The sequence below is a fragment of the Haloarcula sp. CBA1115 genome, from assembly GCF_000827835.1.
Lineage (GTDB): Archaea > Halobacteriota > Halobacteria > Halobacteriales > Haloarculaceae > Haloarcula > Haloarcula hispanica.
In genome coordinates this window covers 1,722,796-1,737,451 of record NZ_CP010529.1, presented here as the reverse complement: position 1 = coordinate 1,737,451, position 14,656 = coordinate 1,722,796, and the positions used below count along the sequence as shown (strand labels likewise).

Genomic DNA, 14,656 nt, shown 5'->3' with positions numbered 1-14,656 from the left:
ACACCGGCCCGCTGTCGACCGCGTCACTCGACCTGCGCGACGGCTTCGACCTCGACGACGGCCTCGGGTGTTGCCAGTCCGCTCACCTCGACCATCGTCGCCGCGGGGCGCACGTCGCCGAAGAACTCGCTGTGGGCCTCGCCGACCCGCTCCTGGTCGTCGATATCGGTGACGTACATCCGGGTCTGGACCACGTCCTCAATAGCGGCGTCGAGAGAAGCGAGCGCGTCCTCGACGATACCGAAGGCGTGTTTCGTCTGTTCGTACGGGTCTCCCGGCGCGACGACCTCCCCGCCGTCATCCGTAGCGATGGTGCCGGCGACACGGACGGTATCGCCAGTGCGTATCGCCCGCGAGTAGCCAACCTGCTGTTCCCAGACGGTGCCCGTCGAAGTGCGTTCGCGGCGCATACTCAACACTCACTTTGGACCCCGAAAATCGTTTCTCAAGTTTTAATGTCCGGCCCGAGATACTCATTGGCATGAGCAAGGCCACGAAAATCGTCCTCGGAACAATCGGCGTGTCAGCACTGCTGTCAATCGGCATCGTCATCAACCTCGTCCTGTTCTCGGCGTAGATGTTCACCGAGCGTTCACTGACCGGCGAACTGCCGGCAGTACGTGCGGCCTACGCCCCGGAGACACTCGTACTGAACTGCGACCGTGACTTCGAGACGCTGGACCCCGCAGTCGCCGAGGAACTCCTGCTGGTGACTGACAGCCTCGACCAGATTTCTTACGACGGTGCGTGGCTGCCGACCACAGCCCCGGAGGTACTACAGGAGTACATCGGCAGCGACCTGACTATCGGGATACCGGGGGACGGCGGTGTCGCCTGGACACACCAGACAGTCCCGCCCTGCGTGTTTGTCAAGCCGCGGCTGGAGACCTCACCGGACGACTTCGTCTCGTTTCTCATCGCCGAGGCGCTCGTCGAGGTCAGTCTCGACGAACCTGAGCATTTCCTTGGCTTCTTCGGCGAGCGCTACCCGGAGTTCGTGGCCGCCACCGAGGACCACCTCGACGCCAACGCCCGGTACCAGCTCGCATCGGCGGTGTACACAGCGTATCTGGGCCTCCAGACCCGCGCGGAGTTCGCCGACTGGGCCGACGACTACCCCGAGCTGTACGCGGCATGGGAGGATGCCGGCGAGCGCCTCCAGCCCCGCCTCGAAGACCTCCCCAGCGAAATCGCCCAGGGCCAGACGGAGTTCGCCGCGGCCGCCGAACTCACCTGTAGCGGCGTCAAGCACGGACTCGACCTGCCCGCGCCGTTTGCCGCGCTCGACACCGACGCCTATCTGGAGTACGGCGCTGACTACGCTGTCCAGTGGGCCGAAACGACGTTCGAGAAGATGGACTGACTCGGTTCCGTTTTGCCGATAGAATACGTTTTCCGACGTTGTATTACAGTCGCTCCAGCACCGCATCGGCGTCGTAGTTGAGCGTCAGCTCCCGCGACCGACCGCGACCCTCGACGTTGGTGTAGTCGGCGTCGATGATGTCGAGCTGGTCGAGCTTGTTGATGATCTCGGAGTACCGGGTGTAACCCAGGTCTGTCTGCTCGGAGAAGGCGTCGTAGATGTCGCCGGCCTGCTGGCCGTCGTGGGCGGCAATGACCTCCACAAGCGCGGTTTCCGAATCCGACAGTTCCCGCAACCGGCGGGAGAGGTGGACGTATTTGGACTTGTCGTAGGCCTCCTCGACGTCCTCCGTTTCGACAGAGCGGGAGGCACGCATCTCGGCGTTCATCCCGGCCCGGCGCAGGAGGTCGATACCGACCCGGAGGTCCCCGCCCTGCTCCTCGGTCAGTTCGGCGACGCGGTCCAGCACCGTGGGGCCGACGACACCTTCGTTGAACCCCCGGTCGGCGCGCTCGCCCAGGATGTCCGCGATTTCGGCCTGTCCGTAGGGGTTGAAATACACCTCCTCCGGGCGGAACACGGACTGGACGCGGGTATCGAGGGCGTCGATGACGTCCAGTTCGAGGTCCGAGGAGACACAGATAACGCCGATTTTCGCGCCGGAGTGGGCCTCGTGGGCGCGCAACAGCGAGTACAGCGTGTCACTGGCCTCGCTCTCGTAGAACAGGTAGTTCACGTCGTCCAGCGCGACGACGAGTACCTCGTCTTCCTCGACCAGTTTGTCGGTGATCTGTGAGAACAATTTCTTGAAGGAGATGCCCGAGGACGGTGGTTCGTAGTCGAATATCTCGGCGAACAGGCGCGAGAAGACGGCATAGCGCGTCGAGTCCATCTGGCAGTTCACCCGCACGGTTTTCACGTCCGTCTGGGCGGTGAGTTCGTCGAACAGTATCTGGACGGCCGTCGTCTTCCCCGTTCCGGGCGGTCCGCGGGCGATGACGTTGAGCGGGCGCGACCCGCGGACGGCCGGCCGGAGCGCGTACTTCAGCGTCTCCATCTGGGTGTCCCGGTGTTTGAACGTCTCCGGGAGCCAGTCGATTTCGAAGACGTGTTCGTCCCGAAAGACGGACTCGTCCCAGCCGAGCATCCGGTCCTCGGGGTCGTCGCTCATCACTTTCACCGAGCTTCGCGGCCCACTTAACCATTTGCCACAGCTTCACGAGCAGTGACAGGTACACGAGGGGCCGCGGTTTCGCCGGCCGTCGCTACTCGAACTTCCCGAGTAGATCACTGTAGAACCCATCGGCATCGTCGGCACCGTCGTCGGCGAGCTTCTCGACGATGAGTTCCGGCGTCGAGCGGGCAAGTTTCCCCTTGACAGGCGAGCGCTCGACGCGCAGTTCGCCGTCCTCCAGCCCCTTGGCTTCGATACCGTCGATGCTGATGTCGGTCTCGGCGGCCTCGCTGATGTCGCGTGCGAGGTGGGAGACGAAAATCGCCGTGGCCTGTCGTTCGCCGAGCGCTTCGAGGATGCCGGCCATAATCTTCGCGCTGGCCCCGGGTTCGGTTATCGACTCGAGTTCGTCGACCAGCACCATCACCGGGCGGTCGTCGGTCCCGGCCGCTGGGCCGTCGGTAGCGGCACCGTCGTCTCGTCCCGGGTTGCGGTGATCGACGTCCGCGACGAGGTCCCCGAACTCCCGCAGCGTGGCCTCGAACGCGCCGGCGTCCAGCGTGCCCTGGGTCTTGGCGTGGTAGTGGAGTTCCGAAACCCGGCCGACGCGGGCAGACTCCGCCGGGACGGGCAGGCCCATGTGGGCGAGCGTCGTCACCAGCGCCACGAGGTCCAGCGTCGAGGTCTTGCCGCCGCTGTTGACCCCCGAGAGGACGGTGACGCCCTCGACAGCGTAGTCGACGGGCTCGACTGTTTCGAAGGGGACATCCAGCAGCGGCGAGCGCCCGCCCTCGATGGCGACGCCCTCGGACTCGGTCAGGTCCGGCATCGTGCAGTCGAAGTCCGCGGCGAAGCGGGCGATGGCCAGCTCCACGTCCAGTTCCAGCGTCGCGTCGACCAGCGACTCGGCTGCCTCGCGCATCTCGGCGAGGTCGTCGGCCAGCTCCCGTTTCCGGCGGGTCGCGCGCTGGTCGCGCGCGGCGGTCAGTTCCTCGCGGAGACGGGCGACGACGTCCTCGCTGTGTTCGACCGGGTAGGCCGGCTCGTCGGGGAAGGCCCGGCGCGCCGTCGCCTCCATGTCTCGGAGCGCCAGCGCGTCGACGAGGTGGTCGCGGGCTTTCTCGACGGCGGCGGCGTACTCGTCGGCCAGTTCCCGCTGGAGCAGCGAGTCGACGCCCGCGCCGCGTTCGACCAGCGACAGCAGGTCCGTCCCCTCGATGGTCACGTCCTGCTCCTCGATGGCCTCCCGGAGGTGGTCGTTGGCGACGCTTTCAGCCGTGGAGACCGCCGCGTCGAGGTCGTCGACGGCGGTGGCGAGGCGGTCGAGCTCCTCGTCGCCGCTGACGCTCCCGTCCTCGTCGAGCTGGTCGAGCGCCGACAGGAGCGTCTCCAGGTCACACGGCGAATCGAGGTCGGCGACGCGGTGGACCTCGGCAGCGGCCCGTATCCGGTCGCGGTTGCGAGCGAAGAAGGTGAGCACGCGTTCGGGCACGACGGATTCGGGCTCTTCGAGCGCGTTCGGTTCTACCCGGACATCGCCATCCACGTCAACACCGGCGAAGGCCTCGTCCAGCGCGACGACCGTCGAGTACGAGCGGGCGAGTTCGGCCAGCTGGCGGGCGTCGTCGACGACCTCGACACTGACCTCCGGAATCGCGGCCTGCGCGTCGGCGTAGCGCTCGGCGTCGCGGGTCGCCAGACAGCGGTCCCGGACCCGCACGTCGCCGGGTTCAGAAAGCGGTTCGACGGCCGACAGGGCGTCGAGAACTGCCGGGTCGGGGTCGCGGGCCATCGCCGACTCGGCGAACGCCCGGACCTCCTCGATGCGGCTGCGGACGCCGCTGGGATAGATCGTCTCCAGTCGCTTCGCGGCGTAGTCGGTCACTGTCCGCTCGGTCAACAGGGCCAGTGCATCCTCGTGGATCTCTCGGGCGCGTTTCGTCGCGGTGAACCCACCGGGGTCGTCGTGTTCGGCCCGGATCGCACCGCGAGCGATGCGGGCGGCCCGACCCTCGCTGATGCCCGGTGCGTGTGCGAGCGACGCCACGTCGCCGTCCCGGAGTGCCGCCTCCGGATCGTCTAGTTCCCGGAGCGCCGCGGCTGTCTTTGCCCCGACGCCCGGAACCGATTCGAGCTCCATCTGCCCGCCCATTCGACGCCAGCGAGAAAAAACCCGTTGCCAGCGGCTCCGGCGGCGGAGTGGGCGTCCGACACCGCTTCGACCACGTCAGCTGAACACCGAACGCGAAGGCGTTTTTGCGCTCCACCGAGAAAGGAATCCCATGTCTGCTGTTTCGGAGAAGCTAGCGGCCGCCCGCGAAGACCTCGAATCGCGAGACGGCGTGCTGATCGCCTTCTCCGGTGGTGTCGATTCGAGTGTCGTCGCCGCACTGGCTCACGACGCCCTCGGCGACGACGCTATCGCCTGTACCGCCAAGTCCGAGACGCTCCCCGCTGCCGAACTGACGGACGCCACGCGCGTCGCGGAGGAGATCGGTATCCGTCACGAAATCGTGGAGTTCTCCGAACTCGACAGCGACGAGTTCATCCAGAACGACGACATGCGGTGTTACCACTGCCGGTCGATGCGCCTGGGCGCGATGTACGACCGCGCCCGCGAACTCGGCATCGACGTGGTGTGTGACGGGACGAACGCCTCCGACGTGGGCGAGGGCCACCGCCCCGGCCTGCGCGCCGTCGAAGAACTGGACGCCTACTCCCCGCTGCTGGAACACGACATCGAGAAGTCCGAAGTCCGCGAAATCGCCCGCGAGTACGACCTCTCCGTAGCCGACAAGCCCTCGATGGCGTGTCTCTCATCGCGGATTCCGACTGGGCTCGAAGTCACGGAGGAACGCCTCTCCCGCGTCGAGAAGGCCGAGCGCCTCCTGCGAACGTGGGGCTTCGAGCAGTTCCGCGTACGCGACCACGACGGCCTCGCCCGCATCGAAGTCGGCGAGGAAGAACTCGAAACCGCACTTGATCCCGACTTCGTTCGCACCGCCCGCGACCACATCGAGGACTGTGGCTTCGACCACGTAACGCTGGATCTCCACGGCTACGAGACAGGAAGTGTGAGCCCAGAAACGGAAGAATCAGCCGAAGAAGAGACCGAAGACGTGGTCAGCAACGTGTTCGACGCCGACTACCCGTCCGTCGACTGACGACGCTATCTTCTCTGACGAGTACGTCAGTCAGCCATCGTTGCTCCGCGAGACGATCAGGCACGTAGAGTGGCACTTTCATTGTGATTGGGAGTGTACGATAACACACAAGTACTGGGATGCCGTCGAGGTGAGTATCTCAGACGGCAGCAGACCGCGGCAGGTCTGGAATCGATTCGGAACCAGTTTCGGCCATCCGTGCGGCCAGCTACCCAAACACCGCAGGTATACCACGCTACCACATGGAACTCGCCCTCCTCATTGATTCGGCGCTTCTCGTACTCGGTGTCGGCTCGTTGCTCGCTATCCCGTGGGTTCTCGCACAATCGACCGAAGACGCGGAATCCGAGTACAAGTTGGAGCGTATTGCACCACTATTGATTGTTATTGCGTACGTGCTCTCGAAACTCGTTCCGGGACGGTTCGTTACGGTGACACCGGCCGTTGACAGTGCTATCGGGGCAGTAGTACTGACACTCGTTGCCCTCTATCTTCTGTTAATAAGATAATCAGAGCCACGGCGCGTCGACCATCCGCAGTCGCTGGTACTTGCAGTGGTCACCGGTGGGAGCACAGAATGATACTTCTGGTCGGGATAGCATCGAGAAACGGCGACACCACGCAGTCAGTCAAGCAGCGCCTGCCAGCCGGTCAGTTCCTCGCCGACCAGTTCCGGCTCGTCACCGTCGAGCCGAATCTCGTTGACGGCGCAGTTCAGCTGTGAGTCCTCGGCCAGCGCCGCGTCCGGGTCTATATCCGTGAGTTTCGCCAACAGGACCTTGATGACGCCGCCGTGGGTGACCACCAGCGTGGTTTCACCGGCGTCGGTCGTCGCGATTGCCCGGTCCCAGACCGACTCGACCCGTCCGCGGAAGGTCGGGATGCCCTCGCCGCCTTCCGGGGCCGCATCGAGTGAGATGACGCTCGCGTCCCGGTCGTGGCCGGGAAACTCATCGAGCAGTTCCTCCGCGTACAGGCCCTGCATGGTTCCGAAGCCGCGCTCACGCCAGTCAGTCTCGAACTCAGGGTCGGGCAGGCCACCGTAGCCGTCGTTGGCTGCGGCGGCCGTCTCGCGGGTGCGTCGGAGGTCCGACGCGAAGACGCGGTCGACGCCGTAGCGCTCATCGAGCCACGCCCCGAGCGCCGTGGCCTGCTCCTGTCCCTGGTCGGTCAGCCGACTCGGCGCCCATCCCTGGATGCGCCCGTCGCGGTTCCACGTCGTCTCGCCGTGCCGGGCGACAAGTAGGGTTCCCATCTTATTCACCCCGGTTTCGCCAGCGCGCGACGGCGATAGTCCCCTCGTACAGGAGGACGAGGCCGGCGGCGACGGCGATGGCGGCGTTTCGCGGGAGACTGAACTGGTTCACGAGGCGGAACAGCGTCGGGTCCGGGCTGCCGAGGTAGCCGACGACGATGGCGACGGCCCACACCGGCAGGCGGGCGGCCCGGAACCCGCGCCAGAGTCTGACCGAACCGTAGTAGTTCTTGTTCAGGTACGCCAGCGCCTCGAACAGGACGATCATCCCGCCGCCGACGAGCATCGGCGTGGCGTTCCCGAGGCCGACGGTCGCCAGCGTCTCGGTGACGGTGGCCGGAAGCCGCTCGTAGTAGCCCGTCGGGACCGGCGCGGGGCTGAGCAGGTAGCCGGCGATACCGAAGACCAGCCACGCGGCGGGACGGCGAGCGGCGAGGTCGTCGGCCGTCGGCACCGGCGACGTGCTGCCGGTCCACCGGAGGAGCAGCAGGGTCCCCTCGAACAGGCCGATCATCGTCACGGCGACCATGAGCGGGGCCATCCCGGTCGGGTCCGGGCTGAACAGGAACGCCACGGCGGCGAAGCCACCCCAGAAGTACAGCCGCCGGTCCTGGAGCCACTGGCGCGTCGTCACGCCCATCATCACCGCAAGCATCACGAACAGCGGGATCTGGAAGATGAGCGCGAACAGCCCGAGCATCAGGATGATGAGGTTGAACGTCTCGCTCAGGCCGAAGGCCAGGTCGGCCGCGCGGTCGGAGTAGGTGATGAAGTAGTCGAACATCGCCCGCAGCACGGCGAAGTACGCGAAGCCGACGCCGACGGCTGCGAGGACGAGGCTCGTCGGCACTGCGGCGAGGTAGTAGCGACGCTCGCGGGGGTACAGTCCCGGCCGCATGAACAGGTACGTCTGGTAGACGAACACCGGCAAGGCGGCGATGAAGCCGACTAGCGAGGACACTTTCAGCCGCGCCAGAATCAGCGCGAGCGGGTTGTACACGTTCGGACAGTCCGCCCCTTCGACGACACTGCCATCGGCATTCGTCGCGACCTGACCGCATTGGCTTGCTGGGCCATCGAGGAAGGAGTACCACAGGAAATTGATGAGTTCGTCGGAGTACGGCAGGGCGATGACGGCGACGACGGCCATCACGCCGACGACGACGAACAGCCGCATCGCCATCTCCTCGACGTGGTCGGCGAGGGGCATCTCCTCGTCGTCGGGCGCGCCCTCGTCGACGATGTCCTCATCTGGGTCGTAGGTGGGTGCGTTCCCGCCGCCGTGGGTCGGTGTGGCACTGCCACCAGCCGGTGACGGCGTCGACTTGCCCCAGTCGGTCGGGACATCTGCCGGGACAGCGGCGGCAATGTCCGATGCGTCCCGGTCAAACAGCCCGGCGCTGGATTCGGATTCAGTCGGCGTGGCGTGAGAGCCAACGGTATCCTCATTGCCGCCGGCCGGCGCGGGACCGGGGCTCGTTACTTCGTCCGTCTCCCGATCGGCATCGGCCTCGGCCACGGGGTCGGTGGGGATCGACGACTCGTCGGACTCGTCGTCGGACGGCAGTGGCGGCTCTTCGGACCCGCGCCGCTCGTCGTCTTCGTCACCGTCCTCCATCTGTTCCGGGCTTAGACGGTGGGTGTTGTAAACTTTCTTTTCGAGCAGTGACCGTCACCGGGATGAATAAATTGATAACGCCCACTGGGCTAGGCACAGAGAAGATGGCGAGTGCTATCGACGAGGACACCGTCCAGACGGTCCAGAGCGGGCGCGCGACGCTCGGCGCGATGCTCCGCTCGGCGCAGGTGCACCTCCAGAAGGTGTTCATCGTCTTCGTCATCGGGATGATCGGCACGATCATGGGACTGCAGTACGGCGTCTGGGACACGCTACGCGCCGATCTCCTGTACTCGCAGATGGACCTCACCACGCAGGAGGCCACGAGCATCGTCGCGGTCACGCCCTTCGACGTCATCCTCCTCCAGGTGAAAATCGGGGCCGTCATCGGGATTCTCATGTCGTTGCCGCTGTTGATCTACTTCGGCCGCGACGGACTCCGCCAGCGCGGCTGGTGGCCGGCCGAGCACATCCCGACCTGGAAGGGTGCGCTGTTCGTCACGATCAGCTTAGGTCTGTTTTTCGGCGGCGTGGCTTACGCCTACGAACTGTTCTTCCCGCTGATGTTCAACTTCCTCGCCGGGGACGCGTTCAAGGCCGGCTTCACGCCACAGTACTCCATCGTCAAGTGGTTCCAGTTCGTCTTCCTGCTGGCCGTCTCCTTCGGACTCGCCGCCCAGTTGCCCCTCGTGATGACGGTGCTCTCCTACACCGAGATCATCCCCTACGAGACGTTCCGGGACAAGTGGCGCTACGCGGTAATGGGGATTTTCGCCTTCGGCGCGCTGTTCTCGCCGCCGGACCCCTTCACCCAGATTATGTGGGCCGCGCCGCTGTGTGGTCTCTACGGCATCAGCCTCGCGCTGGCGAAGCTCGCGATGCTGGTCAGGCGTTCCGGTGACCTCGTCAGTACCAGCGCCGTCGCTCGCGGGCACTGGAACACGATTCTCGGCGGTGCAGTGTTGGGCGGCGGCGTGGTGTACTATGTCCTGGCGACGCCAGCATTCCAGTACATCCAGCAGTTCGCCGAGGTGTTCCCCTCCGACCGGCTCACCGGCGACATCCAGCCGCCGGCGCTGTTCGGACTCCCCGTCGAGAGCACGGCACTGCTTCTCGCTGCCGTGTTCGGTGTCATCGGTGCTGTCGTCGTCCTCTACTACCACGTCCTGACCGCCCTCTCGGAGAAGGCCGGTCCCGGTCAGGTCGGTGACCCGACGGCTATCGACATCGACGAACTCAACGCCTCGGCCGTCGAGGTTGCTCCGCCGGAAGTGTTCGAGGAGATGACCGAGGACGAGGCGCTTGCTCACGCCGACAGCGCTCTTGCGGACGACAACAAGGAGAAAGCTCAGGCCGTCCTCGACCGCTGGGACATGGCCCACCAGGACGACCCAGAGCCGGAGGGCGAGGGCGATGGTGCCGACGGGACCGCCGAAGCGGACGAGGAAGAAGCGGGCGTGTTCACGTCGACGACCGCTGGCATGGTCGATGCCTTCACCGAGGACGAGACTACGGAAGACGAAATCGGCGGCTACTACTACGACATTCAGTTCATCCTCAGCGCGCTGGCCTCCCGGGCGTTCGTGATTCTGGGCATCTTCGGGGCAGTGCTCGCCGCCGCGTTCCTGTTCCTCTATCAGGGCGGCATCGGGTCGATACAGCGGACGTTCGTCAGCCGGCTCCCGCCGGAGATGGCCGCCGACGTGAGCATCGTCACGCTCCACCCCGTCGAGCACCTGGTGTTCATCGTCAAGTTCTCGACGATACTCGGGGCCGTCTCTGTCATCCCCGTTGTGCTGTACTTCGCGTGGCCGGCGATGCGCGAGCGCGGCCTCGTCATCGGCAACCGCAACATCCTGGGCATCTGGGGCGGGACGCTGTTCGCCGCGCTCATCGGCGGGAGCCTGCTCGGCTTCCTCTACGTGGCCCCGATGACCATCTCCTGGATCGCCTACGACCAGCTGAACTCGAACATGGTCATCGCCTACCGGGTGAGCAAGTTCGGCTGGCTCGTGTTCTTCCTCACCATCGGGATCGGCCTGCTGGCGGAGATCCCGGTGACGATGTTCCTGTTCCACAAGGGCGGGATTATCCCGTTCCACCTGATGTACGAGCGCTGGCGGGAGGTCGTCATCGCCATCGTCGCCCTCTCGGCGATTCTCTCGCCCAGCGGCATCTTCACGATGTTCATCGTCGGCATTCCGACGGCGCTTTCGTACATGCTCGGCCTCGGCATCCTCTGGGTGTACACGCTCGGCGGCCGGCGGACGACGAACCGCCGCAGCGAACCGGCTGACTGATAGCTGTTCGTAGCGGCGACACGTCGACCGTTATTCGACGATTATTGTGCCGCCGTTCCGGTCGTGGAACGCACAGTGATACTCGTAACGGCCCGTGACCTCGATGACAATCCCCCGAGACTCCCCTTCCTCTAGACTGAAGCTCCAGGCTTTGCCCCCGTCCGGCCTGTCGTGAGTGCAGTAGATTTCGTGGTTTCCGGAAACTGCCTGAAAGTGGACGCCCGCTCCGGACTGAATAGTGATTCTGTCTGGCGCGACGTGGTTTTCATCATCGACGCCCATGCGGATAGTGTTTTCACTGACAGGAGTCGAATCCGCTGTCGTCGGACGAGTGTCCGTCGAACTGTTACGTTCGGTCGCGGTGTCGTCTTCTTCAGCACTGTTCTCATTACTGCAGCCCGCTAGTCCGACCATCAGCGGGACGCTGCCGAGTACTGTGCGTCGCTTCAACTTCCTCATATTTTTCTGTAAATAAATGCAGAATAAAAAGCTATCGGAGAGCTGTCTCAGCGCACGCCGTCTATTCACCGCCGGTCGTCAAACCACAGCCCATAAGATACTCTTGATATATTCTTCAGATATGCCCAAGATAAGCGTCGAAGTCCCGGCCGAACTGCTGGACGACATCGACAAGCACGTCGGCGAAGACGGGAAGTTCGTCAACCGAAGCGAAGCAATCCGCGCCTCGGTTCGGAAGACTCTCGATATGCTCGACGACATCGATGAACGGCAGGGACGACTCGACGATGACCAGTGAGCGGTCGGAGGCGGTGCGCGTCGGCCTCGTCGCGCTGTTCGTGACAGCACTGGTCACTTCACAGGTGACCGCCTCGAAGCTGCTCGCGTTCTCGCTGCCGTTCTCGCTCCCGCTCGCCGGGTCGACGCTCGTCCTGCCCGGGGCCGCGCTGGCGTACGCGCTGACGTTCTTCGCCTCCGACTGCTACGCCGAACTGTACGGCCGGCGGGCCGCGACGATCGTCGTCAACGTCGGCTTCGCGATGAACTTCGTCCTGCTGGCGCTGGTCTGGAGTACCATCTTCGCCCCCGGGCTCCCGCAGGCGGCCCAGCCGGTGGATCTCGCGGCGTTCCGGAACGTGCTCGGGGCCAGCACGGCCATCGTCGTCGCCAGCCTGTCGGCCTACGTCGTGAGCCAGAACTGGGACGTGTTCGTCTTCCACTGGCTTCGGGACCGAACGGACGGCGAGAAACTCTGGCTCCGTAACATCGGCTCGACAGCCACGAGCCAGCTACTGGATACGGTCATCTTCGTCGGCGTCGGCTTCATCCTGTTTCAGGGCGTCCCGCCGGCCGAAGCGCTGGCGCTCATCGTCGGCCAGTACTTGCTGAAGCTCGCTATCGCCGTCCTCGACACGCCCTTTGTCTACGCCGTCGTCGGCTTCGCTCGGCGGAACGACGTCGCACCGACCCCGGCACGGGCCGACTGAAAAACGACTGCCAGCGGCTCACTCGACCGGTTCGGCGAACGCGTACCGGGGCTTCACGTCGTCGATGCGGACCTCGACGGTCTCACCCGCTTCGACGCCGCTGACGAACACAGTGAAGTTCTCGACTTTAGCGATACCGTCGCCCTCCTCGCCGATGTCGTCGATGGTGACCTCCACGATGTCGCCCTCGCGGACCGGCCCGGTCAGGCGGTGTTTCGCAACCAGATACAGCTCCGAGGAGGAGTCACGGGAGGCGTCGGGGCGGACCTCACGGACGTACTCGAACTCCGGTTCGATATCGGCGATGAGGTCGTCGAGGTCCTGTCCGTCGAACACCTTCGCACAGAAGTCCCCGCCCGCGTCGAGCAGGTCCGTCGCGACCTCGAAGGCCTGCCGGACCAGGTGGACCGACCGGGCGTGGTCGAGGTCGTACTGGCCAGTCATGTTCGGGGCCATGTCTGAGATGACCACGTCGACCGGGCCGCCGCTGCCGTCTCCCTCGCCAACGATCTCGCGGATCTCGTCTTTCGTACTGTCCTCGGTCATGTCGCCGCGGACGTACTCGACGGTCGGTTCGGGGTCCTCCAGCTCGTCGATGGTCTGGCGGTCGACGCCGACCAGCGTCCCGCGCTCGCCGATGCGCTCGGCCGCGACCTGCATCCAGCCGCCGGGGGCAGCCCCGAGGTCGACGACGGTCCGCCCCTCGCCCAGCAAGCCGGCCGTGTCGTCTAGCTGCTGGAGCTTGTAGGCCGACCGCGCGCGGTACCCCTCCTGCTTCGCTCTGTTGTAGTAGTCGTCTTTGCCCGACATGGTTACCACACACCGCGCTGTGACACGTTTTGAGCGCCGAAATGCGGCGAAATCGCAGTCATAGTAGTGGGAAGGCGGTCAGCGCTGAAATGGATGCCGACTCGAAGTTTCCGGCCGAGCCACGGCACGACAGTCGCCAGTCGATTGCCGCACCGACAATCAGGGCAAGCGCCAAGGACGTGACTACGTGCTTTACCATCAAGCCGAACACGTTCAGAGCCATTCTTACCGCGCAAGAACGCGTCTCAGCGGCTGAGATTTGCCGTCCCCATATATACAGGTCACGCGCTGAGTCCTATCTGTAGGAAGTGACCTCCCAATGTCAACCATTCCGACGGCGACGCGGAGGCGGGTGTTAGAAGCCCTGGGCGTCGGCACGGCCGCGCTTGCGGGCTGTGCCAGCGCACCGGGCGCAAAAGAGCAACCGACCGAGGCGAAGACGACCCCACAGGAGCCAGCTATGAACGCCGCACAACAGACTGACGTCGACCGTATTGCCGCGGACCCGACCGCAATCCCGGACCCAATCGACCGGTCGGAGCCAAAGACCGTGTCGGTCGAGATGACCAGCAAAGAGCAGGTCGCAGAGATTGAGCCGGGCGTCACCTACACGTACATGACCTTCGGCGACCAGATTCCCGGCCCGATGATCCGAGTCCGCCGTGGCGACACCGTCGAACTCACCATCACGAACGAGGAGGGGAACTCGATGCCCCACAACATCGACCTCCACGCGGTCCGCGGCCCCGGTGGCGGTGCTGAGGCGTCGATGGTCACGCCGGGCCAGACCAAGACGTTCCGGTTCAAGGCCACCTACCCCGGCGCGTTCATCTACCACTGCGCCGTCCCGAACCTCGATATGCACATCTCCTCGGGGATGTTCGGGATGATACTCGTTGAGCCGAAAGAGGGGCTGCCCGAAGTGGACCACGAGTTCTACTTCGGCCAGCACGAACTGTACACCACCGGCGACACCGGCGAGAAGGGGCACCACGACTTCGACATGGAGGCGATGGCGGCCGAAGAGCCGACGTACGTCCTGATGAACGGCGAGAAGTACGCAATCACGCCGGACGTTCACGGCGCGCCCAGCATGCAGGTGGGTGAGACAGCCCGGGTGTACTTCGTGACCGGCGGTCCGAACCTCGACTCCAGTTTCCACCCCATCGGCTCCGTCTGGGACGAGGTCTGGCAGCAGGGCTCTATCGCTGGGCCGCCGAACAAGTACGTCCAGACCACGCCGGTCAAGCCGGGGTCCTGTGCCATCGCGAACCTCCACGCCGAGGTGCCTGGACCCATCAAACTGGTCGACCACGCGCTCTCCCGGGTCGCCCGCAAGGGCATGATGGCTGTCATCAACCGTGAAGGGGCGGCAAACCCCGACGTGTTCGAACCGGAGGTCTGACCGCTTCGCCGGAGTAACGCTCCGCACTGCCGCTTCGCGTTCGGCCCGATTACTCGATAACCGGTGTCGCTCGTAACCGCTGGCCCGTCCGCGGTCGCTCGCGCGCACGCGGTTTCAATGAG

Annotated in this window: 14 protein-coding genes; 7 read left to right on the top strand and 7 right to left on the bottom strand. The window is 64.9% G+C overall.

Going from position 1 to position 14,656, the window contains the following annotated elements:
* Positions 1-23 precede the first annotated feature (23 nt).
* The gene (locus SG26_RS08630; RefSeq protein WP_050007590.1) at positions 24-410 is read right to left on the bottom strand and encodes a RidA family protein; all 387 of its coding nucleotides are present in this window, start codon (positions 408-410) and stop codon (positions 24-26) included.
* 167 nt (positions 411-577) lie between these two features.
* Here SG26_RS08630 and SG26_RS08625 point away from each other — a divergent pair, with 167 nt between their 5' ends.
* Positions 578-1,363 (top strand): hypothetical protein, encoded by a 786-nt coding sequence (locus SG26_RS08625; protein WP_050037362.1) that lies wholly within the window; start codon positions 578-580, stop codon positions 1,361-1,363.
* A gap of 43 nt (positions 1,364-1,406) precedes the next feature.
* Here the strand turns inward: SG26_RS08625 and SG26_RS08620 are convergent, their stop codons facing one another.
* Both SG26_RS08620 and SG26_RS08615 read right to left on the bottom strand, forming a co-directional pair.
* Positions 1,407-2,534 (bottom strand): ORC1-type DNA replication protein, encoded by a 1,128-nt coding sequence (locus SG26_RS08620; protein ID WP_008307001.1) that lies wholly within the window; start codon positions 2,532-2,534, stop codon positions 1,407-1,409.
* A gap of 94 nt (positions 2,535-2,628) precedes the next feature.
* The gene (locus SG26_RS08615; protein WP_050037361.1) at positions 2,629-4,677 is read right to left on the bottom strand and encodes a helix-hairpin-helix domain-containing protein; all 2,049 of its coding nucleotides are present in this window, start codon (positions 4,675-4,677) and stop codon (positions 2,629-2,631) included.
* 142 nt (positions 4,678-4,819) lie between these two features.
* Between SG26_RS08615 and larE the strand changes: the two genes are divergently transcribed.
* Positions 4,820-5,701 (top strand): ATP-dependent sacrificial sulfur transferase LarE, encoded by an 882-nt coding sequence (larE, locus tag SG26_RS08610; protein ID WP_050037360.1) that lies wholly within the window; start codon positions 4,820-4,822, stop codon positions 5,699-5,701.
* Positions 5,702-5,943: 242 nt separating this feature from the next.
* A complete protein-coding gene (locus SG26_RS08605; protein ID WP_050037359.1) occupies positions 5,944-6,210 on the top strand; it encodes a hypothetical protein in 267 nt (88 codons plus the stop codon).
* A 116-nt stretch (positions 6,211-6,326) separates the two neighbouring features.
* Here SG26_RS08605 and SG26_RS08600 read toward each other — a convergent pair whose 3' ends face one another.
* Both SG26_RS08600 and SG26_RS08595 read right to left on the bottom strand, forming a co-directional pair.
* On the bottom strand, positions 6,327-6,956 hold the full coding sequence (locus tag SG26_RS08600; RefSeq protein ID WP_050037358.1) for a histidine phosphatase family protein: 630 nt from the start codon (positions 6,954-6,956) through the stop codon (positions 6,327-6,329).
* A 1-nt stretch (position 6,957) separates the two neighbouring features.
* Positions 6,958-8,574, bottom strand: a complete 1,617-nt coding sequence (locus SG26_RS08595) for a twin-arginine translocase subunit TatC (protein ID WP_050037357.1) — start codon at positions 8,572-8,574, stop codon at positions 6,958-6,960.
* Positions 8,575-8,678: 104 nt separating this feature from the next.
* Here SG26_RS08595 and SG26_RS08590 point away from each other — a divergent pair, with 104 nt between their 5' ends.
* A complete protein-coding gene (locus SG26_RS08590; RefSeq protein WP_050037356.1) occupies positions 8,679-10,874 on the top strand; it encodes a twin-arginine translocase subunit TatC in 2,196 nt (731 codons plus the stop codon).
* A 30-nt stretch (positions 10,875-10,904) separates the two neighbouring features.
* On the opposite strand, the gene SG26_RS08585 is transcribed toward SG26_RS08590, so the two are convergent.
* Positions 10,905-11,333, bottom strand: a complete 429-nt coding sequence (locus SG26_RS08585) for a hypothetical protein (RefSeq protein WP_050037355.1) — start codon at positions 11,331-11,333, stop codon at positions 10,905-10,907.
* A gap of 121 nt (positions 11,334-11,454) precedes the next feature.
* Here SG26_RS08585 and SG26_RS08580 point away from each other — a divergent pair, with 121 nt between their 5' ends.
* Complete coding sequence (locus SG26_RS08580; protein WP_007187877.1) at positions 11,455-11,631, top strand: ribbon-helix-helix domain-containing protein; 177 nt, start codon at positions 11,455-11,457, stop codon at positions 11,629-11,631.
* Positions 11,621-12,319, top strand: coding sequence for a queuosine precursor transporter (locus SG26_RS08575; protein WP_050037354.1), 699 nt, complete (start codon positions 11,621-11,623; stop codon positions 12,317-12,319). The genes SG26_RS08580 and SG26_RS08575 overlap by 11 nt, the downstream gene beginning before the upstream one ends.
* An 18-nt stretch (positions 12,320-12,337) precedes the next feature.
* Here the strand turns inward: SG26_RS08575 and SG26_RS08570 are convergent, their stop codons facing one another.
* Complete coding sequence (locus tag SG26_RS08570; protein ID WP_008307020.1) at positions 12,338-13,129, bottom strand: 23S rRNA (uridine(2552)-2'-O)-methyltransferase; 792 nt, start codon at positions 13,127-13,129, stop codon at positions 12,338-12,340.
* 319 nt (positions 13,130-13,448) lie between these two features.
* Between SG26_RS08570 and nirK the strand changes: the two genes are divergently transcribed.
* Positions 13,449-14,534: a copper-containing nitrite reductase gene (nirK, locus tag SG26_RS08560; protein WP_050037353.1), complete on the top strand. Its 1,086-nt coding sequence runs from the start codon at positions 13,449-13,451 to the stop codon at positions 14,532-14,534.
* Positions 14,535-14,656 lie beyond the last annotated feature (122 nt).

Excerpts from the sequence above, each read along its gene's own strand:
- SG26_RS08630 (WP_050007590.1), bottom strand. The coding sequence starts at position 410 with ATGCGCCGCGAACGCACTTCGACGGGCACCGTCTGGGAACAGCAGGTT.
- SG26_RS08625 (WP_050037362.1), top strand. The coding sequence starts at position 578 with ATGTTCACCGAGCGTTCACTGACCGGCGAACTGCCGGCAGTACGTGCG.
- SG26_RS08620 (WP_008307001.1), bottom strand. The coding sequence starts at position 2,534 with ATGAGCGACGACCCCGAGGACCGGATGCTCGGCTGGGACGAGTCCGTC.
- SG26_RS08615 (WP_050037361.1), bottom strand. The coding sequence starts at position 4,677 with ATGGAGCTCGAATCGGTTCCGGGCGTCGGGGCAAAGACAGCCGCGGCG.
- larE (WP_050037360.1), top strand. The coding sequence starts at position 4,820 with ATGTCTGCTGTTTCGGAGAAGCTAGCGGCCGCCCGCGAAGACCTCGAA.
- SG26_RS08605 (WP_050037359.1), top strand. The coding sequence starts at position 5,944 with ATGGAACTCGCCCTCCTCATTGATTCGGCGCTTCTCGTACTCGGTGTC.
- SG26_RS08600 (WP_050037358.1), bottom strand. The coding sequence starts at position 6,956 with ATGGGAACCCTACTTGTCGCCCGGCACGGCGAGACGACGTGGAACCGC.
- SG26_RS08595 (WP_050037357.1), bottom strand. The coding sequence starts at position 8,574 with ATGGAGGACGGTGACGAAGACGACGAGCGGCGCGGGTCCGAAGAGCCG.
- SG26_RS08590 (WP_050037356.1), top strand. The coding sequence starts at position 8,679 with ATGGCGAGTGCTATCGACGAGGACACCGTCCAGACGGTCCAGAGCGGG.
- SG26_RS08585 (WP_050037355.1), bottom strand. The coding sequence starts at position 11,333 with ATGAGGAAGTTGAAGCGACGCACAGTACTCGGCAGCGTCCCGCTGATG.
- SG26_RS08580 (WP_007187877.1), top strand. The coding sequence starts at position 11,455 with ATGCCCAAGATAAGCGTCGAAGTCCCGGCCGAACTGCTGGACGACATC.
- SG26_RS08575 (WP_050037354.1), top strand. The coding sequence starts at position 11,621 with ATGACCAGTGAGCGGTCGGAGGCGGTGCGCGTCGGCCTCGTCGCGCTG.
- SG26_RS08570 (WP_008307020.1), bottom strand. The coding sequence starts at position 13,129 with ATGTCGGGCAAAGACGACTACTACAACAGAGCGAAGCAGGAGGGGTAC.
- nirK (WP_050037353.1), top strand. The coding sequence starts at position 13,449 with ATGTCAACCATTCCGACGGCGACGCGGAGGCGGGTGTTAGAAGCCCTG.